At 62.7% G+C, this 19,476-nt stretch carries 19 protein-coding genes and 1 pseudogene; 10 read left to right on the top strand and 10 right to left on the bottom strand.

Translation table 11 applies throughout. The features are described 5' to 3' along the window. The first annotated feature begins 179 nt into the window (after positions 1–179). The 6 genes from GSQ88_RS13780 (at position 180) to GSQ88_RS13755 (ending at position 5,622) form a co-directional block, all read left to right on the top strand. Positions 180–1,148: a sulfonate ABC transporter substrate-binding protein gene (locus GSQ88_RS13780; RefSeq protein WP_159008303.1), complete on the top strand. Its 969-nt coding sequence runs from the start codon at positions 180–182 to the stop codon at positions 1,146–1,148. Between the two features lie 33 nt (positions 1,149–1,181). Continuing rightward, positions 1,182–2,132 carry a sulfonate ABC transporter substrate-binding protein gene (locus GSQ88_RS13775; protein ID WP_159008302.1) on the top strand — a complete coding sequence of 317 codons (951 nt, stop codon included), beginning with the start codon at positions 1,182–1,184 and terminating at the stop codon, positions 2,130–2,132. 2 nt (positions 2,133–2,134) lie between these two features. Next, positions 2,135–3,319, top strand: a complete 1,185-nt coding sequence (ssuD, locus tag GSQ88_RS13770) for an FMNH2-dependent alkanesulfonate monooxygenase (RefSeq protein WP_159008301.1) — start codon at positions 2,135–2,137, stop codon at positions 3,317–3,319. Beyond that, the gene (locus GSQ88_RS13765; RefSeq protein ID WP_159008300.1) at positions 3,316–4,119 is read left to right on the top strand and encodes an ABC transporter permease subunit; all 804 of its coding nucleotides are present in this window, start codon (positions 3,316–3,318) and stop codon (positions 4,117–4,119) included. The genes ssuD and GSQ88_RS13765 overlap by 4 nt, the downstream gene beginning before the upstream one ends. A gap of 24 nt (positions 4,120–4,143) precedes the next feature. Beyond that, complete coding sequence (locus tag GSQ88_RS13760; protein ID WP_159008299.1) at positions 4,144–4,980, top strand: ATP-binding cassette domain-containing protein; 837 nt, start codon at positions 4,144–4,146, stop codon at positions 4,978–4,980. Positions 4,981–5,046: 66 nt separating this feature from the next. Beyond that, the gene (locus GSQ88_RS13755) at positions 5,047–5,622 is read left to right on the top strand and encodes a flavin reductase family protein (RefSeq protein ID WP_159008298.1); all 576 of its coding nucleotides are present in this window, start codon (positions 5,047–5,049) and stop codon (positions 5,620–5,622) included. A gap of 348 nt (positions 5,623–5,970) precedes the next feature. Here the strand turns inward: GSQ88_RS13755 and GSQ88_RS13750 are convergent, their stop codons facing one another. Beyond that, entirely contained in the window at positions 5,971–6,351 is a 381-nt protein-coding gene (locus GSQ88_RS13750; RefSeq protein ID WP_159008297.1) for a hypothetical protein, read from the bottom strand. 248 nt (positions 6,352–6,599) lie between these two features. Here GSQ88_RS13750 and GSQ88_RS34960 point away from each other — a divergent pair, with 248 nt between their 5' ends. The 3 genes and pseudogenes from GSQ88_RS34960 to GSQ88_RS13740 all read left to right on the top strand — a co-directional run. Continuing rightward, complete coding sequence (locus tag GSQ88_RS34960; protein WP_174248006.1) at positions 6,600–6,755, top strand: hypothetical protein; 156 nt, start codon at positions 6,600–6,602, stop codon at positions 6,753–6,755. 272 nt (positions 6,756–7,027) lie between these two features. Beyond that, complete coding sequence (locus tag GSQ88_RS13745) at positions 7,028–7,633, top strand: hypothetical protein (protein WP_159008296.1); 606 nt, start codon at positions 7,028–7,030, stop codon at positions 7,631–7,633. Positions 7,634–7,772: 139 nt separating this feature from the next. Then, positions 7,773–7,947 (top strand): annotated as a pseudogene (locus GSQ88_RS13740) (transposase); the annotation flags it as partial. Positions 7,948–8,371: 424 nt separating this feature from the next. Here the strand turns inward: GSQ88_RS13740 and GSQ88_RS13735 are convergent. The 9 genes from GSQ88_RS13735 to GSQ88_RS35225 form a co-directional block, all read right to left on the bottom strand. Beyond that, a complete protein-coding gene (locus GSQ88_RS13735; protein ID WP_210253805.1) occupies positions 8,372–8,845 on the bottom strand; it encodes a RidA family protein in 474 nt (157 codons plus the stop codon). Positions 8,846–9,774: 929 nt separating this feature from the next. Beyond that, positions 9,775–11,154 carry a sigma-54-dependent transcriptional regulator FlbD gene (flbD, locus tag GSQ88_RS13730; protein WP_159008295.1) on the bottom strand — a complete coding sequence of 460 codons (1,380 nt, stop codon included), beginning with the start codon at positions 11,152–11,154 and terminating at the stop codon, positions 9,775–9,777. Positions 11,155–11,208: 54 nt separating this feature from the next. Beyond that, entirely contained in the window at positions 11,209–11,559 is a 351-nt protein-coding gene (gene fliN / locus GSQ88_RS13725; protein WP_159008294.1) for a flagellar motor switch protein FliN, read from the bottom strand. After that, positions 11,556–12,203, bottom strand: a complete 648-nt coding sequence (locus GSQ88_RS13720) for a FliH/SctL family protein (protein WP_159008293.1) — start codon at positions 12,201–12,203, stop codon at positions 11,556–11,558. Before GSQ88_RS13720 ends, fliN begins: the two co-directional genes overlap by 4 nt. Further along, positions 12,203–13,285: a flagellar motor switch protein FliG gene (fliG, locus tag GSQ88_RS13715; protein WP_159008292.1), complete on the bottom strand. Its 1,083-nt coding sequence runs from the start codon at positions 13,283–13,285 to the stop codon at positions 12,203–12,205. The genes GSQ88_RS13720 and fliG overlap by 1 nt, the downstream gene beginning before the upstream one ends. A gap of 6 nt (positions 13,286–13,291) precedes the next feature. Continuing rightward, positions 13,292–14,902: a flagellar basal-body MS-ring/collar protein FliF gene (fliF, locus tag GSQ88_RS13710; RefSeq protein WP_159008291.1), complete on the bottom strand. Its 1,611-nt coding sequence runs from the start codon at positions 14,900–14,902 to the stop codon at positions 13,292–13,294. Between the two features lie 170 nt (positions 14,903–15,072). Beyond that, the gene (gene sciP / locus GSQ88_RS13705) at positions 15,073–15,348 is read right to left on the bottom strand and encodes a CtrA inhibitor SciP (RefSeq protein WP_002714638.1); all 276 of its coding nucleotides are present in this window, start codon (positions 15,346–15,348) and stop codon (positions 15,073–15,075) included. A gap of 208 nt (positions 15,349–15,556) precedes the next feature. Then, the gene (locus GSQ88_RS13700; protein WP_159008290.1) at positions 15,557–16,297 is read right to left on the bottom strand and encodes a flagellar hook assembly protein FlgD; all 741 of its coding nucleotides are present in this window, start codon (positions 16,295–16,297) and stop codon (positions 15,557–15,559) included. A gap of 10 nt (positions 16,298–16,307) precedes the next feature. Further along, positions 16,308–17,936: a flagellar hook-length control protein FliK gene (locus GSQ88_RS35225; protein ID WP_246735288.1), complete on the bottom strand. Its 1,629-nt coding sequence runs from the start codon at positions 17,934–17,936 to the stop codon at positions 16,308–16,310. 333 nt (positions 17,937–18,269) lie between these two features. On the opposite strand from GSQ88_RS35225, the gene mnmA reads away from it, so the two are divergent. Further along, complete coding sequence (gene mnmA, locus GSQ88_RS13690) at positions 18,270–19,472, top strand: tRNA 2-thiouridine(34) synthase MnmA (protein WP_159008289.1); 1,203 nt, start codon at positions 18,270–18,272, stop codon at positions 19,470–19,472. Positions 19,473–19,476 lie beyond the last annotated feature (4 nt).

Raw genomic sequence — 19,476 nt, 5'->3', positions numbered from 1 at the left:
AGAAAAATGCGCCGCTGAAGATCGCAATCCGGCAACAAACCCATCGTCAGCGGTCCACCTAGTAGCACGATTATTGCTATTTTTGCAGGGCACTCGACACATTGCGGGCGCAGCACCATCATCATTTCCTGAGTTCGAATGCATGCACGATGTCGGCGGCATTCCGTCTGGAGATCGTGATGAAGCGCCGGGAATTCCTCAAATGGTCGATTGGAACCGCGGCGGTTGCCGTGGTGTCGCGGCAGGTGAATGCGCAGGCGGCTGTTAAGGAACAGGCTTCCCTCAAGGAAATCCGCATCGGTTATCAAAAGACCGGCGTGCTGGTGATCGCGCGGCAGCAGGAAGTGCTGGAGAAGCATTTTGCCGGGCGGGGGATCGCCGTGAAGTGGGTTGAGTTCAGCTCGGGCCCTCCCATGATGGAAGCCATGAGCACCGGTAGCGTCGATCTCGGCGCGGTGGGCGACACGCCGCCGATTTTCGCGCAAGCCGCCAACGCGAACATCCTCTATGTGGCGGGTTCGCCCATTACCAACGGGCAGGGCATCCTGGTCTCGGCCGATTCCGGAATTCGCAACCTGGCCGACCTGAAGGGCAGGCGCGTCGGTGTTGCAAAAGGCACCAGCGCGCACAACGTCCTGATCGCGGCGCTGGAAAAAGCCGGCCTGACCTATCAGGACATTACACCGGTTTATTTGTCCCCGCCCGATGCGGGACCTGCTTTCGCCAATGGCAGCATTGACGCGTGGGCGATCTGGGATCCGTATTTCGCGATCGGCGAGAAGCGGCAGCAGGGCCGAATTCTGGTCAACGCTTCCGAAGTCGCCAAGACCAATTCGTTTTATCTGGCGAACCGCGACTTCGCGAACCTGCATGCGCAGGAAACCCGTGAAATCATCGATGGTCTGGCTGAGGCGGCGCGGTGGGCCGAGGCGCATCGCGACAGCGTCGCGGCATCGCTCGCCGCGGTGACCGGCGTGCCGCTCGAAATCCAGACCGTCGCGGCCAATCGCGCGTCCTTCGCGATCGGCCCGATCACCCCTGAGATCATCGCCACGCAGCAAGCCGTTGCCGACCGGTTCCAGAAGCTCGGGCTGATTCCCAAGCCAATCGCAATTCGCGACGCGGTCTGGAAGCAGGCCGCGACCTGAGCCGGTCATTTTTCATTCAATGAGGATAAGACGATGCGTTTGTTCAAAAAAATAATTGCGGTCGCGGTGTTGTCGATGACCACGGCTTTGGTCGGCGTCGGCGCCAGCTACGGGCAGGACAAGACCGTGCGCGTCGGCTTCCAGAAATACGGCAAGCTGGTGCTGCTCAAGGGCAAGGGCTCGCTCGAAGAAAAGCTCAAGCCACTCGGTTATAAGGTGGTATGGACGGAATTTCCGTCGGGTCCGCCGCTGCTGGAAGCGTTGAATGTCGGTGCCATCGACTTTGGCGTTACGGGCGAAACGCCGCCGATCTTCGCGCAGGCGGCCGGCGCACCGCTGGTCTATCTGGCCTACGATCCGCCGGCGCCGCAGGGCGAGGCGATCCTGGTACCCAAGGACAGCGCGCTTAAATCCGTCGCCGATCTCAAAGGCAAGAAGGTTGCGCTCAACAAGGGCTCCAACGTTCATTACCTGCTGGTCAAGGCGCTGGAAAAGGCGGGCCTGAAATATACCGATATCCAGCCGGTATTTCTCGCGCCATCGGACGCGCTCGCGGCGTTCAGCAGCGGATCGGTCGATGCGTGGGTGATCTGGGATCCCTATGAGGCCGCGGCGGAAGCCTCGACCGGCGCACGTGTTCTCGCCGACGGCACCGAATTGGTCGCCAACTATCAGTTCTATTTCACCTCGAAGAATTTCTTGACCCATGACGCCAAAGCGGTCGACGTGTTCCTCGATGCGCTCAACGAGGCCGACGATTGGGCCAAGAACAACATCGATGCTGTCGCCGAGCAATTGAGCCCGTCGGTCGGATTGCCCGCATCGGTGCTCGCGGTATCGCTCAGGCGGGAGGCCTACGGGATCTTGCCGATCAGCAACGACGTCATCGCCAGCCAGCAACGTATCGCCGACACTTTCCTCGGCCTCGGCCTGCTGCCGAAAGCAATCACGGTGTCCGATCTTCAACGCAAGCCGGGATCCTGATCATGACAAAACTCGTTTCCCCACAGGCCGAGTCAGCCGCCAACATCCTCTGGTTCCTGCCGACCCATGGTGACGGCCATTATCTCGGCACCACCACCGGCGGGCGCGACGTCAATTTCAATTACCTGCGCCAGATCGCGCAGGCCGCCGACCAGCTCGGCTATTACGGCGTGCTGTTGCCGACTGGACGAAGCTGCGAGGATTCCTGGGTCGTCGCGTCCGCGGTCGCACCCTGGACCGAGCGGCTGCGCTATCTGGTCGCGGTTCGCCCCGGCCTGCAATCGCCGACGGTGGCGGCGCGGATGACCGCGACGCTCGATCGCGTCACCAACGGCCGGCTTTTGATCAACGTCGTCACCGGCGGCGATCCGGTCGAGAACAAGGGCGACGGCATCTTCCTCGATCACAACGAGCGCTACGCGCTGACCCGCGAGTTCCTCAACGTCTACAGCGATCTCTTGGCCGGCAAGACCGTCAATGTCGAGGGCAAGCACATCCAGATCGAGGACGGCCGGCTGCTGTTCAATCCGGTGCAGTCGCCGCGGCCGCCGCTGTACTTCGGCGGCTCGTCGGACGCCGGCATCGATGTCGCGGTTGATACCGTCGACAAATATCTCACCTGGGGCGAGCCGCCGGCGGCGGTGGCCGAGAAGGTCAACAAGGTCAAGGCGGCAGCCTCGGCGCGTGGCCGAAAACTCTCGTTCGGAATCCGGCTGCATGTGATCGTGCGCGAGACCAATGAGGAGGCCTGGAAGGCCGCCGACGACCTGATCAAGCACGTCACCGACGACACCATCGCTTCGGCGCAGAAGATCTTCTCGCGGATGGATTCGGTCGGCCAGCAGCGCATGCTGCAACTGCACGACGGGCGTCGCGACAAGCTCGAGATCAGCCCCAATCTGTGGGCCGGCGTCGGCTTGGTGCGCGGCGGCGCGGGGACCGCGCTGGTCGGCGACCCCGAGACCGTGGCGGCGCGCATCAAGGAGTATCAGGACGTCGGCATCGATACCTTCATCTTGTCCGGCTATCCGCATCTGGAAGAAGCCTATCGCTTCGCCGAACTGGTGTTCCCGCTGCTGTCGCTGACCGAGCCAGGCAATGTGAAGCAGCTTCGAGTCAATACCGGTCCGTTTGGCGAAACCATCGCCAACGAACACCGCCCGCTGATAAAGGCCTCGCAATCATGAGTTTGATCGAAGTTCTTCCGCGCGTCCGCAGCTGGCGGTTGCCGCGCCCCGACGGCCTGATCCAGTGGATCGTGCCGCTGGCTATTCTGCTGCTCTGGCAGATCGCCTGTGTCACCGGCTTCGTGTCGTCGCGGGTGCTGCCGGCGCCGTCGGATGTCGCGGTGGCGGGATGGAAGCTGCTGCTTTCAGGCGAACTCGAACGCAACATCTGGGTCAGCTTCTGGCGCGCCAGCGTCGGCTTTGTCATCGGCGGCGGCATCGGTTTTGCCTTTGGGCTTGCCAACGGGCTGTCGCAGCTCTCCAGCAAATTAACCGACACCACGCTGCAGATGGTGCGCAACATTCCGCATCTGGCGTTGATCCCGCTGGTCATCCTCTGGTTCGGGATCGACGAGTCGGCAAAATTGTTCCTGGTCGCGCTCGGCGTGTTCTTCCCGATCTATCTCAACACGCTGCATGGCATCCGCACCGTCGACCCGCAGCTGATCGAGATGGGACGCATCTACGGCATGAGGGACGGCGAACTGTTTCGCCGGGTGATCTTTCCCGGCGCGTTGCCATCGATCTTCGTCGGCCTGCGTTTCGCGCTCGGCATCATGTGGTTGACGCTGATCGTGGCGGAGACCATCGCGGCCTCGTCCGGCCTTGGCTACATGGCGATGCAGGCGCGCGAGTTCATGCAGATCGATGTCGTGGTGCTCAGCATCCTGATCTACGCGTTGCTCGGAAAGCTGGCCGACAGCGCCTCACGCGCGCTGGAGCGGCTGACGCTGTCCTGGCACCCGGCCTTCCAGAAATAACCGCAGAAATCAAGCGAGAGACAGATGCAGCAAGCCCTTCGTTTTCTCGGTCCTGAGGCCGAAGCCGTGGATCATCCCGATTTCATCGAGCAAGCGCGGCTGGCGCGTGACGGCTCGGACGATGCGCCGCATCGCGGGCTGCCGCTGACCATTCGAGGCTTGCGCAAGTCGTTCGGCAGCAACGAGGTGCTGCGCGGCATCGACCTGCACATTCCGGCCGGCCAGTTCGTGGCGATCGTCGGCCGCAGCGGCTGCGGCAAGAGCACGCTTTTGCGCTTGATCGCGGGCCTCGAGAAGATCGACGCCGGCAGCATCAGCTTCGGCGAAGAAACCCGGCCTGAAGACGTCCGCGTCATGTTCCAGGAGCCGCGCTTGCTGCCGTGGGCGCGGGTGCTGTCGAACGTCGAGGTCGGCCTGGGCCGCGATCGCGGATCGCCGGACGCGCAATCACGTGCCGCCAAGGCGCTCGCCGAGGTCGGTCTCGATGAGAAGCGCGGCGATTGGCCGGCGGTGCTGTCGGGCGGACAGAAACAGCGCGTGGCGCTGGCGCGCGCTTTGGTCAGCCAGCCGCGCATTCTCGCTTTCGACGAACCGCTCGGCGCGCTCGATGCGCTGACCCGCATTTCGATGCAGCGGATGCTGGGGCAGGTGTGGCGCGATCAGGCGTTCACCGCGATCCTGGTCACGCATGACGTGTCGGAAGCGGTCGCGCTGGCCGATCGGGTGCTGGTGATCGAGGAAGGGCGCATCGCGCACGATATCAATGTCGACATCGCGCGTCCCCGGCGCCGCGGCTCGGCCGATCTGGCGGCGCTGGAAGGCTCGATCCTGCGCGATCTCCTGCAAACGACCGATGAATAGGCTTTGGAAACAACAGGCTTGGTTTCAACAGGCCTGAAACAAACAACTTGGAATGATGAGGCCGCCATGAACTCCGCCGTCCGCCATCTCACCCTCGCCGATATTGCCCCGGATGAGTTTCGCGGCGCCATGCGTCATCTCACCGGCGGCGTCAGCGTGATTACGGTCGGGCAGGGCAAGGACATCACCGGCATGACGGTCACGTCGGTCTCGTCGCTGTCGGTCGATCCGCCGACGCTGATCGTGAGCATCAACCGCGAATCCTCCTCCTGGCCGATCCTCCGGCGTCTGGGCTTCTTCGGGGTCAACATCCTCGCCGCCAATCAGCTTGATGTCGCCGAACGGTTTACCGGCAAGGGCGGCCTGAAGGGCGCCGATCGTTTTACGGGTGCGCAATGGACCACGCGGATCTCCGGCGTGCCGCTGCTGGCCGGCGCGTTGGCGGCGATCGACTGCCAGGTCGAGGATATCGTCGAGCGGCACTCCCATGCCATCGTGATCGGGCGCGTGCTGGACATCCAGACCTCGGGGCATACCGCGGCGCTGGCCTATTGGCAGGGCCGCTATGTCGCCGTCGATCAGGATGAGGACGCGGCCAAACTCGCCGAAGTCAGCCTGCCGCTCGCGTCCGCGCGCGGGTAGCTTGGTCGCGATTATAGCGGGTGAGATTAGATTGAGCCGGGGCTATCCGCGGGCGCTTCACTTCACCTCTCCCCGGCGGGGAGAGGTCGATTTGCCCCCGGCGATGCGAAGCATCGTCCGGCGCAAATCGGGTGAGGGCTCTTAAACCAAACGAGAGGTCTTAACCCCTCACCCGGCGCGGAGCTTGTCATCGGGCGAGCATTCGCGCGACCCGTTGGCACCGACCTCTCCCAATCGAAGTCGGATATATCCGACTTCGATCAATATGATGCCCAAGTCGGGTAGACCCGAGTTGGGCGGGAGGGGTGAAGGGAAGTCGCGGCCGATTCAATCAATCCCGCTGTAACCTCAGATGGTCGAGCTGAGCGTCGCAGGAGTGTCGAGGTGAACGGTGCTGCCGCGCACGCCGAACCACACACCGGTGACGGTTTGCGGGTTATTCGCCAGGGGAACGCCGACCACGAGTGTTGTCGGTACGCGGCCCGTGCTTTGAGGATTCTGCTCGTTGTAGGTAAAGGTCGCCTGCACGGACGAAACCTGGCCGTTGACGGCGATGCCGAAGGTCCCCCCGGGGAAATCGTTCCCAGTGGCATAGGGATTGGGCACGTTGAGGACCACCATCGCCAGCGTGTCCACGCCGATGGGAAGGGGGATGCTCAGGCCGGGAATCGGTACGAAAGAACCGGAGTTTGTCGCCAAGGGGCCGCTCGTCTGCGCATACAGTGCCATTATCGCTCTCCGGTTGTTTGGACACCAATAACATCAGAAAGTTGCGACAGGCAATTGAAATTCGGCCGGCGGCGGTGGGAAAAATCGCCTTGGGAGAAATCACCCGGCATGGCGGCGCCATCCTCTTCCAGATGCTGCGGCGCTCCACATCCCCAAAGACTGCAGGGCCTTGACAAGAACCCTCGGAAGACGGGAGACCGCGCCGTGGAGCGCGGGCATAAATCGCCGTCGCCGTATCAGGTTTTACAATGAAGCGCTTTGCGGTCTGGATGCTTTACGCCGTCGGCGCGCTGGCGATCGGCTATCTCGCGCTGTACGCCTATGTGGCGTTCACCGGGAAGCCGCTGCAGCCCGGCGATCCGATCCACATGTTCCGCAAGCCGGACGCACCGGATTATTCTTAGACGTTGGTCGTTCCGCGCATCATTTGAGTACCAGCTCGTAGGGTGGGTTAGGCGCAGCCGTAACCCACCATTTTTCCGCGCACCCAAAACGGTGGGTTACGCCTTCGACCCACGTCCGCTATCCCGCGTATTGCAGACGCAAACCGGACATCGCCTCGGGTCCGAAAGGTGCCAGAAGCTGAAATCGACGCGGGATTGTCCGGCTCTGCTCTGGCCCATATTCTCGTAAAGTGCGATTTAGGTCATTCAACACGCTGCATAAGAAAGCCAACATGACAATGCGAACGCGATTGCCGACGATTGTGATGGGCCGAAGCATGAGCGGTGATGCTCCAACGAAGGAGGACCCAAAAATCGACTTCACGCTTGAAGGTGAAACGGGCGAGATTTTTGATGTCAAATTTTCCCTTCGCGGCATCCTGAGCACAGTCGTGTTGGCTCACGGTTGGGAGGCTTTGAAGAAAGAGCTTGCTGAATTAGACCGCCCGACCATCGTGATGAGTGCAGCTTCTACTGATTTCCTCAACGTTGACATTGATCTTCGTGGCGATAGTGACGACGTGGCGGGCTTCCTAAAAATGGTCGAACCCTCAGTCGTCGTTCTCAGCCACATCGACATCGATGCATCGATAGAGTTGGCGGAAGACTATACGTCTCTCGACACAACTATGTTGGAAGTCATCAGATTGATTGAGGCACTTCCGCCGGACGCGAAGAAGGTTTGGAGCCGGTTGAAATATCGAAGGGCAAATATCGGAATACAGACGGGCGCCAAGCCTCATGCCGCAGAATTTGCTATATCAGCAAAGACGCTCGAAGCGATGGCAGCCCTCGGTTTTGAGGTCGCCTTCACCGTCTATTCACCCACAAAAGACTAAGCGAGCCGAACGTCGGCTTTGGGTTAAAGCTCGTTGGGTGGGTTAGGCGCAGCCATAATCCACCATCTTTCCATTCGCCGAAAATGGTGGGTTACGCCTACGGCTAACCCACCCTACGGTCCTCTGTGAGTGGACAGCCATCAGGCCGTTCCTTCCGAACAAGCCGCGCGGCGTGCCCAGGGTCAACGACCGACGTGTCTTCGACGGTATCTTCCCGGATATTGCGGTCCGGCGCACCATGGCACGGTCTGCCAGAGAGCTTCGGGCCGTACAAGACCTGCTACAACAGGTTCGTTCGTTGGCGAATAACAGGGAGCAGGAGAGGTTGAACTTTTCGCGAAACCCATCACCGTCAAGCCTGTGATTTGATCGGTTTCGAAGAGCTCAACCGATCCGACTGCGCGTCCGACCTTACAAACATTTCATCGGTTCATCCCGTTGCAACGTGGGCCTTGCGGGCCATTTTGAGGGCATGAATTTAGCTACCAAATATCGTGCAAACGCCAACGACTGCGCGTTTCTGGCTGGACAGGCCGGAGACGACGAAACCAGGCGCGCGTTCACACGGATGGAAGCCGCCTGGCGAGTGCTCGCGCAAGAACAGGAACGGCTTTGCAAGCGAGCGAAAGGTCGGGTCCGCGGGATGGGTTGAGCGCTTCGCGAAAGCCGTCGCCGCCGTGCATCGTGTTGCATCCAGAGCTGCTTGCCTTGTGGACCGAAGCTTTTCGAACCTGCCGGCTATTTCCTGCCTGGTGCATAGAAAGTGCCTTCGACCTCGCAAATATCGTCCTCGTTCAACCGATGGACTTCGATGATTGTGCGCGGCGGATAGGGACCGGCGCCCCACAGCTCCTGCTGGATCTTGTTCACGAGCGGACGGAAGCGATACATGTCCGTGACATAGACGACGAGGCGAACCGCATCCCGTAGCGTTGCTCCCTCGGATTCGGCTATCAGCTTCATATTGAGGAAGGCCTGACGGATGCGCGCCTCGTCACCCTGGACCTGTAGGTTCGTTTTCGGATCGATACCGCGCATTCCGGCGATGAAGACGAAGTCGCCCGCGCGCGTGCCGAGACTCCAGGTGCCTGTCGACTTGATCGCACCATCAGGTGCCAGGGTTTTCACTCCGGCAGGAGAGAGCGGAGGCTGCTCCGCGGCTGCTGGATGAACCCATAGCAACGCGCCAATCAATATCATTGCCTTCTTCAAGGTCGCCTCCTATTTGGGGAAAGCCGCAATCTCGCTTTTGCAGCATAGTCATGAATCGCGATTGATGGGCATCGCGGAGTTTATCATCGGGCCGGCCAAAGGCCGGACCCGTTGGCTCCATCCATGCTACGGGTTGGCAAGTAGCCCGCAGCAGCACTTGCGCTATGCGGGACTACCGAAATGCCTGGGATATCGCTCGCCTCCACGGCGTTTCTGATTTTCCGAAATTGTCCTTGACTCTTGACCCAAATCACCTGCTTATTCCTTGCCATCCCGTCCCGAGAGAGGGGGCGTTGGCCATCGTCACTGACGTTGGGGCGGGGAGCGGTGGACGCGGATGCGCTTTTGACGAACGGCGCTAACGCGTACGGCAAAGTCGTGTGGTCCTGACGCCCCGATGGCAGGTGTCAAATTCCTGAGAAGCTCACGCTTCTTGAGGGGTGACGGTGACAAACAAGCCAGGTCTCGCCGGGGAGAGCACGATATAAGCCGTAAAGCCATTGCGCAGGGAAGGCCGGACTGCTTCCGCTGAACCTGTATGCTCATGTGCGTTTTTTTCTACCTTTGCACATGAGACCGCGGGTGCAGCGCGCACCCGGTCTTTCCTGCGCCCTCTCTTGAGGGTCGCCTGCGCCCTCTATTTTTTGGGGGGCGATGAATTTGCAAACCTCGGGCGGATGCCGTCGCGAGAATGCGGAGTTATGTTTTTCTTACCCTCCCCTGGAGGGGGAGGGTCGGCTCATATTGAGCGTAGCGAAATGTGAGACGGGGTGGGGTGGAGTAACTCCGAGTGGAGCGTCAGCCATCGCTATCCGCAGCGTCGCCACCCCACCCCGCTTGCAAGCGCAAGCGACCCTCCCCTCCAGGGGAGGGTGAAGAGCGGACGCCTTCCGCTACAAGGCCGGGACGACGAAAACTGTCCGCTCCCCTTACCCCGCCGCGGCAAAACGCTGATGTTCGCCGGCGCCGGCGGGGGTGATCGGAAGGCCGCCGTCGGCGTATTCGTTGAGCTTGTTGCGCAAGGTGCGGATCGAGATGCCGAGGATGTTGGCGGCGTGGGTGCGATTGCCGAGGCAATGTTTGAGGGTTTCCAGGATCAAATCGCGCTCGACATCGGCGACGGTGCGCCCGACCAAAGCGCGGGTGACCTGTTCGGCGGCGAAGGTGGCGTGCGCCACCGCCGGCGCGGTCCGGGTGAGGTCGAGGCGATCGCCGTCCGGGCTCAAGATCGCGTCGGCGCCGATCTCGTCGCCTTGCGCCATCAGCACCGAGCGATGGATGGTGTTTTCCAGTTCGCGGACGTTGCCGCGCCAGCGGTTGGTGGTCAGCACCCGCTTGGCCTCGGCGGAAATCGGCCGCACCGGCACGCCGTTGGCGTCGGCGTATTTCTTCACGAAATGCTGCGCCAGTTCGATAATGTCGGCCGGACGATCGCGCAACGGCGGAATCTTCAGGTTGACGACGTTGAGGCGGAACAAGAGATCCTCGCGGAACGAGCCTTCGCGCACCGCGTCGGCGAGGTTGCGGTTCGAAGTCGCGATGATGCGGATGTCGACCGGCACCGGGCGGACGCCGCCGACCCGATCGATCACGCGCTCCTGGATCGCGCGCAGCAATTTGGATTGCAGCCGCACGTCCATTTCCGAAATTTCGTCGAGCAGCAGCGTACCGCCGGTGGCTTCCTCGAACTTGCCGATGCGGCGCGCCACCGCGCCGGTGAAGGCGCCCTTTTCGTGGCCGAACAATTCGGATTCCAGCAGATGCTCGGGGATCGCGGCGCAATTGATGCTGATGAACGGCTTCTTGGCGCGGTTGGAGCGGGTGTGGACATAGCGCGCCAGCACTTCCTTGCCGGTGCCGGATTCGCCGGTGACCATCACCGAAGCATCCGAGCCCGCGATCTGCTGCGCCAGCTTGATGACCTTCGCCATCGCTTCGTCGCGATAGACCAGATCACGGGAATCATTGGCGACGGCAGCAAGCACGGCTGCGATCAGTTCCGGATCCGGCGGCAGCGGGATGTATTCCTTGGCGCCGGCGTGGATCGCAGCCACCGCGGCGCGGGCGTCGCTGGAGATGCCGCAGGCGACGATCGGCACGTGAATGTGTTCGACTTCCAGCCGCATCACCAGATCGCGGATGTCGAGCCCGACATCGACCAGCAAGAGGTCGGCGCCCTTGCCGCCGCGCAGCACCCGCATCGCCTGTTCGGCATCCTCCGCGTGGGTGACGGAGGCGCCATTGTCCATCGCGATCTTGGTGGCGGTCGTAAGCTGGCCCTTCAATGTGCCAACGATGAGAAGCCGCATATTAGTCTCCTGTTCGTCTGTCTGCGCCGGTCGGGCGCCGTGTCGTTGAAAGCGTTAGGTACGTTCCTGCTTGATGATTTCCGTCATGGTCACGCCGAGCTTGTCTTCGACCAGCACCACCTCGCCGCGCGCCACCAGGCGGTTGTTGACGTAGATGTCGATGGATTCGCCGACCCGGCGGTCGAGCTCGAGCACCGTGCCGGGTCCAAGCTTGAGCAACTCGCCGATATCCATCTTGGAACGGCCGAGCACCGCCGAGACCTGTACCGGCACGTCGAACACCGCTTCCAGATCGGCGGCGATCCGCGAGGCGTGTTCGTCTTCGTGATAGCCCACGTCGTCGATCCCGGGCGCATCGGCGGCGTTGAGATCGGGTAGCGGGACCTGTGCGTCGGTGTCACTCATGGCTGCATCCTCATGGCCGTGCCTCCGGCCTGACCGCGGGACGCCATATAGCGTCCGACGAGCTCGTTGATCTTGGTTTCGATCGCCGCGCGTTCCAGCACGACGCCACCGTCAGCCCATTCGATCCTGCAATCGCCGGTCGCGATCTCCGGCTCGGCCAGGATCACCAGGCGGCCCTCGAAGCCAGAGCGTTTCGCCAGTTGCTCGATCTTGGCGCGCGCGGCCTCATACAGCGCTTCGTTGATCCGGACCACCAGATGCGGTGTCGAGACCAGATGCGAGAAACATTCGCGAACCAGACCGGTGATCTCGCCGAGCGGCTCGGCGGCGATCAGGTCGGCGCACAGTTTTCGCGCGACCGATACCGCGACGTCGACCGCTTCGGTCTCCATCCGGGTCTCGATGCCGGAAAACCGCGACGCGATCCCCTTGATGGCGATCCCGATCTCCTCGAGCGCCAGCGCGGCGCGGCGGTCGCTTTCGGCCTTGGCTTCGCGCTGGGCGGCGTCGTAACCGTCGCGATAGGCGCGGGCTTCGGCGGCGGCGATCTTCTGCGCGATCTCAGCCGTGGTCGCCGGCCGCTCGCGCGTCTTGTCCGGCGCGCCGAAGTCCATGTCGAACAGGAATTTTGCAGGCGCGGCCATCAGTACACCAGCTCGTCGTCGGCGCGGTTCTTCGTCAGCATGATTTCACCCTTGGCCGCGAGGTCCTTGGCGAGATTGACCAAGAGCGCCTGCGCCTCGTCGACATCGCGCAGCCGCACCGGGCCGAGCGCTGCCATATCGTCGAGCAGCATCTTGCCGGCACGCGACGACATGTTGCCGAGGAAGAAGGCGCGGACTTCCTCGTTGGCGCTCTTGAGCGCGATGCCGAGCTTGTCCTTGTCGACGTTGCGCATCAGGGTCTGCGCCGAGCCGGCGTCCAGCTTGACGAGGTCGTCGAAGGTGAACATCAGCGCCTTGATGCGCTCGGCGGATTCGCGGTTTTCCTCTTCCAGCGAGGTGATGAAGCGGGTCTCGGTCTGGCGGTCGAAATTGTTGAAGATTTCCGCCATCACCTCATGGGCGTCACGGCGGCGGGTCTGCGACAGGTTGGACATGAATTCGACGCGCAGCGTCTGCTCGACGCGCTCGATCACTTCCTTCTGCACCGCTTCCATGCGCAGCATGCGGCCGACCACGTCGAGCGCCATGTCCTCGGGCAGGATCGCGAGCACGCGCGCGGCATGCTCCGGCTTCAGTTTCGACAGCACCACGGCGATGGTTTGCGGATATTCGTTCTTGAGATAATTGGCGAGCACCTCTTCCTGCACGTTGGAGAGTTTCTCCCACATGTTGCGGCCGGCGGGGCCGCGGATCTCGTCCATGATGCCGGTGACGCGTTCGGCAGGCAGGTATTGCTGCAACAACCGCTCGGTGCCTTCGAAGGTTCCCATCAACGCGCCGGATGCCGACATCCGCGACACGAATTCGAGCAGCAGGTCTTCCACCACGTCGGCTTCCACGGTGCCGAGCGTCGACATCACGATCGACAGCTCACGTACTTCGTCGTCGTCGAGCTGCTGCCAGACTTTGGCGCCATATTGTTCGCCGAGCGCCAGCATCAGGATCGCGGCGCGCTTCGGCCCCGAGAGCGGCGGCGTTTTCGGGCGATTGCCCTGACGTCCCGCCAGCGTGGCGATCACGCTGGAGATGTCGTTGGCGTTGCTGGTCTGGGGGAGGGCCATGTCAGGTCACGCTGCCGGTTCCGAGAGCCACTGACGAACGATCGAAGCGGTCTCGGTCGGGTTTCGCTCGGCAAGCTCGCCGACGCGATGCACCGTCTGGGCATGGACCTGGCCCTGGACCTGGGCGACGTCGATCTGGTTCAAGCCGGCGGGCACCAGGCTCTGGCCGGTGGCGGCGGCGCTGCCGTCGGTCAGCGCCGGCATCGCGTCGCCGCTGGACGGCGCTTGCAATGCTTCGGCCGTGAGGATGCGCCTGACCAGCGGGCGGATCACCATGAACAGCACCACCAGGCTCAGCAGCATCATGACGCCGAGCTCGATGACGTACATCACGTCATCCTTGGTGAATTGCAGCATGCCCAACAGGCCGGTCGGCTCGGGGATCGGCGCGACCATCGGCGCCTCGGCGAATTTGAGGTTGACGACCTCGACCTGATCGCCGCGCTTCTGGTCGAAGCCGATGGCCGAGCGCACCAGGGTCGCGATGCGGTCGAGCTGCTCTTTGCCGCGCTCCTGATAGACCAGCTCGCCCTTCTCGTTCTTGGTGTAGGCGCCGTCAACCAGCACCGCGACCGAGATCCGGTTGACCCGTCCGGCCTCGGTCACCTCGGTCTTGGTGGTGTGGGAAATCTCGTAATTGTTGGTCTCTTCGGTCTTCTTGCTCTGGTCCTTGGCCGTCGATGCCCCGTCGGCACGCTGATTGCCCGGCAATTCGTTGTTGACGGTGACCTGGCCGTTATTCTCGCCGGTCTGGCTGGATTCTTCCCGGGTCTGGGTCGAGCGCAGCACCCGGCCTTCCGGATCGAACTTGTCCGAGGTCTGGGTGATGCGGTTGTAGTCGAAATCGGCCGAGAGCTGGACCCTGGCGCGGCCGGCGCCGACCACCGACGACACGATCGCCTCGACCTCGCCGCGCAGCCGCTTTTCGAAGGCATTGCGGCGCTCGTCGCCAGCGACATTCTCGTTGTCGCCGGCTTCGCCGTCGGCGAGCAACTGACCGGTTTCGTCGACGATCGAAACCCGCTGCGGCTTCAGGCCGCTGACGGCGGAGGCGACCAGATGGCGGATCGCCCTGATCTGCTGCGGTTCGAGCGCGCCACGGACCCGCACCACGATCGAGGCCGATGGTTCGGGCGTTTCGCGCGAGAACAGCGGCCGTTCCGGCAGCACCAGGTGGACGCGCGCGGCCTGGATCCGGTCGATGGCGCGGATGGTGCGGGCCAGTTCGCCCTCCAGCGCGCGCAGATGATTGATGTTCTGCACGAAGCTCGTGGTACCGAGCGCGTCGGATTTGTCGAAGATCTCGTAGCCGACGCCGCCGCCCTTGGGCAGGCCGCCCTCGGCGAGGTGCATGCGCAGCCGGGTGACCTTGTCCTTGGGCACCATGACCACAGCGCCGTCGTTCTTCAACTCGTAGGGGATCGCCTGGCGTTCCAGGTCCTTGATGATGGCGGAGGAATCTTCGGTGGAGAGGTCGGTAAACAGCGTGGTCATCTGCGGCGTGGTGACGCGGATGATGACAAACGCGAAAAAGCCGACCAGCGCGACCGTCACCGCGATCATCGCCATCAGGCGCGCGGCGCCGAGACCCCTTAGGAAGCCCACCAGACTCTGCAAACCAACTGCCCCCGGAAGATTCGGCTCCAGGAGCCGACTGGGCAATTATTGCCTATGGGATGGTTTCCATATGGTTAACGAAGGTTAAGAGGCCGCGCGAAACTTCCATATGAAAAAGACCGGCCTTGCAAAACGAGACCGATCTTCATCAAATTCGAACGATTCGGGATTTATTGGCGATATTGCTGGATGCGGGTAGTACGCAGTCCGGCCAGACCATGCTGGTCGATCGAAAACTGCCAGGAAAGGAATTCATCGACCGTCAGGGTGTAACGGCTGCAGGCCTCCTCGAGGGAGAGCAGACCGCCACGAACCGCGGCGACGACTTCGGCCTTACGGCGGATAACCCACCGTTTGGTACCGGGTGCGGGCAAATCCGCGATTGTTAACGGACTGCCGTCAGGCCCGATGACGTATTTTACCCTCGGGCGATGGGGTTCTGTCATGGCGTACTCACAAACTCTCAACCACTGAACTCACGGTCACAACCTACGCCTTGCGGCTTAAAATTTGCCTAAGCCCAAGCGTCTAATACGAATCTCCTTGAACATGCCGTGCCAACGCCGATCGACCGGGCGCCATTGCTGGCGTCCGGTCGGGTGGGTTTTCGAGATAAAATGCGAAGTCAGCGCTGCCGAGGTAGGTTCGCCGCGATTAGTTGCTGGTGCTGCTACTACTGGTGCTGGTGGCGATGATGCTCTGGATCTGGCTCATGGTGTAGGTCTGGCCGCCAATCGTCAGCAACGGCGGCGACTGGGTGAGGTTGACCGAACTGACCACGCCTCCCACCGAGGTGGTGACGGCCACGGTGTTGCCGCCGCTGTCCTTGGCGGTGGCGCTCAGGGTATAATTGCCGTCGGGATATTGGGTACCGTCGCTGCCCATGCCGTTCCATTCGAACGGCTGATTGTTGCCGGCAGCGACGTTGTAGGTGCCGCTGTAGACGGTCTGGCCGGTGCTGCTGGCGATCGAGATGTCTACGGTCGAGGCGCTGGGAACGCTCAGTGCCCAAACCGCTTCGCTGTTGGACATGGTCGCGGTGTTGCCGCTGACCGTCGCGGTCTTGCCGACATAAGACAGCGCCTCGCTCGATTGCGTGGCCTGCTGCAGCGATACCAGCGTCGCCAGCGAGTCGTTGGTGTTGAGCTGTTGCTGGACGCCGGCGAATTCAACCAACTGCTGGGTGAACTGGTTGGTATCCAGCGGATCGAGTGGGTTCTGGTTCTGCAATTGCGTCGTCAGCAGTTGCAGGAAGCTCTGAAAGTTGCCGGCGATCTGCTGGGAAGCCAGCGCATTGGCGGACGAGGCCGATGAACTCGAGGTGGATGACGCCGGCACCGTCGTCGTTCCCGAGACGATCGTGGATCCGGTATTCGTGCTCGATGTGGTTGTCATGTTGGTCTCCTCAAACGCTGATGTCGACGCCGCTGCTCGATCCGAGCATGCGGCCGTAGCTTCGTCCCGCTGGCGTGACGGGGACGCTGTCTTCGTTGCTGACGACCAGCCGCTGTGCGTTGCGATTGCCGTCGTTGCCGCTGTTCTGGCCGGAAGACGACTGGTCGCGCAGGCTGAATTGCAGGCCGCCGTCGCCGGTCTTGAAACCTGCGTTATCCAGGGCGCGCTGCAATTGCGGCGCGTCCTGTTGCAGCATCGACAGCGTTTCCGGCTTCTCGACCGTCAAATGCGACGTCATCTGGCCATTGCGATCAACGTCGATGCGAACATCGATACGGCCAAGCTCGGCTGGATCGAGCCGGATATCGAAGCTGCTCTTGCCGTTCTTGGCCGACGCCGCGATCTCGACCGCGAGCCCGCTCAACGGCACCGCCGCGTGCGTCGCCGCCGTGGCGGTCAGGGATGCCGTGGTGGTGGTGGTGATCGCCGCCGAAGGAAGCTGTTGCGGGACGGCGCCGGTTGCCTGAACGCTGCTATTGGCTGCGGCGGTTGCGGAGCTTTCGGTCGTCGTGCCCGCGGCATGGTCGTGCGCCGCGACGGTCGCCGTCGCCACCGGCGAGGTGCCGGTGGAGCCACTGGCAGTCGTCGCCGCGTCGGCGGTGCCGTCCGCGGCGTCCTGTCCGGTTGCGATGGCGGCTTGTTGCGCGGCCGTTGCGGTCGGGTCCGTCTTGCCTGAGCTGCCGGATGCGGTCGTGGTTGCGGCCGCAGGCTTTGCGGTCGTGCCTTTGGCGGTCGAACCGGCCGATGCGCCAGGCGTCTTGGTGGTCGTCACCGTCGCGATGGTCGTATCGGCTGCGGCGATCACGCCGGTCTGGGGCGCGGCCGTGGACTTGTCGGGCGTCGGTTTTCCGGTCGCTTCGGTGGACGCGTCTGTGTCTGTGGTCGCGGTAGCCGTTGCATCCGCGGCAATCGTGCCGGCCTGCTGCGCGGATGCTCCCAGCGCCGCCGTGGCGGATTGGCTGGCCGCAATGGCGGCCGCGGCGATCGCAAGCGGCGCCGTGCCGCTGCCGGATGCCGGCGTACCGGTCGCGGGCGAGCCGGTCGAAGGCGTCGCGGTCAGCGCCACCAGGACGGGAACAGCGACCGCGATCGGGCTTGGCGTAACGGGGGTGCTGGTTCCATCCGTCGTCGTCGCGGTCGAACCATTGCTGGAATCCGTCGCCGAGGTGTCGCCGGATGACGAGCTAGCGCTCGAATTTGTGGAGTCGTCGTTCGAACCGGTGGATTTGCTCCGGGAACGCGGCGGCGCGTCGGTCGTGCCGGTGCCCGCGTTGGCGTTGGCAGCCGGCCCGCTATTATTGGCGTCCTGATTGTTGGAATTGTTGTTGGCGGGCTGGTTCGCCGGTGGCTGGTTGTTCCACGGGCTGTTGGCGGACGACGTATTGTCAGGCCAGTTTTGCGGCGCGGATGGCTGCTGCGTCTGGTTCGCCGCGTTGTTGGCGTCGGCGGCGGTGTTGTTGTCGACAAGCCCCGCGAAAATGTCGTTGGCTTGCGACTGGTCGGCAGCCGACCTCGCGGGCCTCGGCGGCGCGTTCTGATAGGATACGGCGGTCGCTGTTTCGGACGAGACGCTCTGCACGGAAGCCCCTTTGGGACACAATCTGGTTGACTTCCAATCAGCAAGGAGCGGGCCACTCCGGCGGTATAAAAATATCTATATATTTCAATATCTTGCAATATTTATCGCCAGCGCCGCGATCGCGCCTTTTCTGCCCGGCGGCAAGAATTGCCGTTTGGCTTGCGCAAAACGCGCCATGGCGTGATTGCCTCGCGGGAATGCCGCCTATATTAAAGGGTAGCCTCCAAACCGTTCCGATCTTGCTTGCCGGGACGCGGATAAGGCTTTCTGACGATTTGGCTTTCTGACGCGGCGCGTTCATCGTCGTCGCGCGTGGCATTGATGACCGGAAACATGCGCAACAGTTTGGATATCGAGGGACGTCCGGAGGACACCAGGGTCGTGGTCGCCATGTCCGGCGGCGTCGATTCGTCGGCGACGGCTGCGCTGTTGAAGTCGGAAGGCTACGACGTCGTCGGCATCACGCTGCAGCTCTACGATCACGGCGCGGCCACGCATCGCAAGGGGGCCTGTTGCGCCGGGCAGGACATCCACGATGCGCGCAATGTCGCCGAGCGGATCGGCATCCCGCATTACGTGCTGGATTACGAGAGCCGTTTTCGCGAATCCGTGATCGACAATTTTGCCGCCAGCTACGCCTCCGGCGAGACCCCGGTGCCGTGCATCGAATGCAACCGCTCGGTCAAGTTCCGCGATCTGCTCAAGACCGCGCGCGAGCTCGGCGCTTCGGCACTGGCGACCGGGCATTATGTCGCGTCGCGTCGCATGGACGATGGATCGCGCGCGCTGGTATGCGCCGCCGACGCCGATCGCGACCAGAGCTATTTCCTGTTCGCGACCACGCGCGAGCAACTCGACTATCTGCGCTTTCCCTTGGGTGACATGACCAAGCCACAGACCCGCGAACTGGCGCGGCGCTTCGGCCTCGAGGTCGCGGACAAGCAGGACAGCCAGGACATCTGCTTCGTGCCGACCGGGCGCTATACCGACATCATCGGCCGGCTGCGGCCGAATGCGATCGAGCCCGGCGATATCGTCGATCTCGACGGCCACGTCATTGGCCGGCATCAGGGCATCATTCATTTCACCGTCGGTCAGCGCAAGGGGCTGGGCATCGCTTCGGGCGCGCCGCTTTACGTGGTGAAGCTCGATGCCGCGAGCCGTCGCGTCGTGGTCGGGCCGCGCGAGGCGCTGCGGATGGATCGTATCGTGCTGCGCGACGTCAACTGGATCGGCGCTGGCGCGCTGGATCGCGCGGTCGGCAGCGGTCTGGAGATCTTCGTGCGGGTGCGATCGACCCGCGCGCCGCAGCCGGCATGGCTGCGCGCTGTCGATGGCGGCTATGAAGTCGAACTGATCGCCGGCGAAGAGGGCGTTTCGCCGGGCCAGGCCTGCGTATTCTACGATGCGCCTTCGGGCCAGGCGCGCGTGCTCGGCGGCGGTTTCATCCAGCGGGCAACGGCAAAGCATGGGATCGCGAGAGGCGCCTTGCGCGAGACCATCGCGCCGCCGCTTGCCGAAGCCATCCGCGGATAAAGTT

The sequence above is a fragment of the Bradyrhizobium sp. S69 genome, from assembly GCF_009766005.1.
Taxonomy (GTDB): Bacteria; Pseudomonadota; Alphaproteobacteria; order Rhizobiales; family Xanthobacteraceae; genus Bradyrhizobium.
Note: the sequence above shows the minus strand (reverse complement) of the source record. Positions and strands in the feature narration are given on the sequence as shown.

Bases quoted from the DNA above. Each gene is read 5' to 3' on its own strand.
- GSQ88_RS13780 (WP_159008303.1), top strand. From the start codon at position 180: ATGAAGCGCCGGGAATTCCTCAAATGGTCGATTGGAACCGCGGCGGTT.
- GSQ88_RS13775 (WP_159008302.1), top strand. From the start codon at position 1,182: ATGCGTTTGTTCAAAAAAATAATTGCGGTCGCGGTGTTGTCGATGACC.
- ssuD (WP_159008301.1), top strand. From the start codon at position 2,135: ATGACAAAACTCGTTTCCCCACAGGCCGAGTCAGCCGCCAACATCCTC.
- GSQ88_RS13765 (WP_159008300.1), top strand. From the start codon at position 3,316: ATGAGTTTGATCGAAGTTCTTCCGCGCGTCCGCAGCTGGCGGTTGCCG.
- GSQ88_RS13760 (WP_159008299.1), top strand. From the start codon at position 4,144: ATGCAGCAAGCCCTTCGTTTTCTCGGTCCTGAGGCCGAAGCCGTGGAT.
- GSQ88_RS13755 (WP_159008298.1), top strand. From the start codon at position 5,047: ATGAACTCCGCCGTCCGCCATCTCACCCTCGCCGATATTGCCCCGGAT.
- GSQ88_RS13750 (WP_159008297.1), bottom strand. From the start codon at position 6,351: ATGGCACTGTATGCGCAGACGAGCGGCCCCTTGGCGACAAACTCCGGT.
- GSQ88_RS34960 (WP_174248006.1), top strand. From the start codon at position 6,600: ATGAAGCGCTTTGCGGTCTGGATGCTTTACGCCGTCGGCGCGCTGGCG.
- GSQ88_RS13745 (WP_159008296.1), top strand. From the start codon at position 7,028: ATGACAATGCGAACGCGATTGCCGACGATTGTGATGGGCCGAAGCATG.
- flbD (WP_159008295.1), bottom strand. From the start codon at position 11,154: ATGCGGCTTCTCATCGTTGGCACATTGAAGGGCCAGCTTACGACCGCC.
- fliN (WP_159008294.1), bottom strand. From the start codon at position 11,559: ATGAGTGACACCGACGCACAGGTCCCGCTACCCGATCTCAACGCCGCC.
- GSQ88_RS13720 (WP_159008293.1), bottom strand. From the start codon at position 12,203: ATGGCCGCGCCTGCAAAATTCCTGTTCGACATGGACTTCGGCGCGCCG.
- fliG (WP_159008292.1), bottom strand. From the start codon at position 13,285: ATGGCCCTCCCCCAGACCAGCAACGCCAACGACATCTCCAGCGTGATC.
- sciP (WP_002714638.1), bottom strand. From the start codon at position 15,348: ATGACAGAACCCCATCGCCCGAGGGTAAAATACGTCATCGGGCCTGAC.
- GSQ88_RS13700 (WP_159008290.1), bottom strand. From the start codon at position 16,297: ATGACAACCACATCGAGCACGAATACCGGATCCACGATCGTCTCGGGA.
- mnmA (WP_159008289.1), top strand. From the start codon at position 18,270: ATGCGCAACAGTTTGGATATCGAGGGACGTCCGGAGGACACCAGGGTC.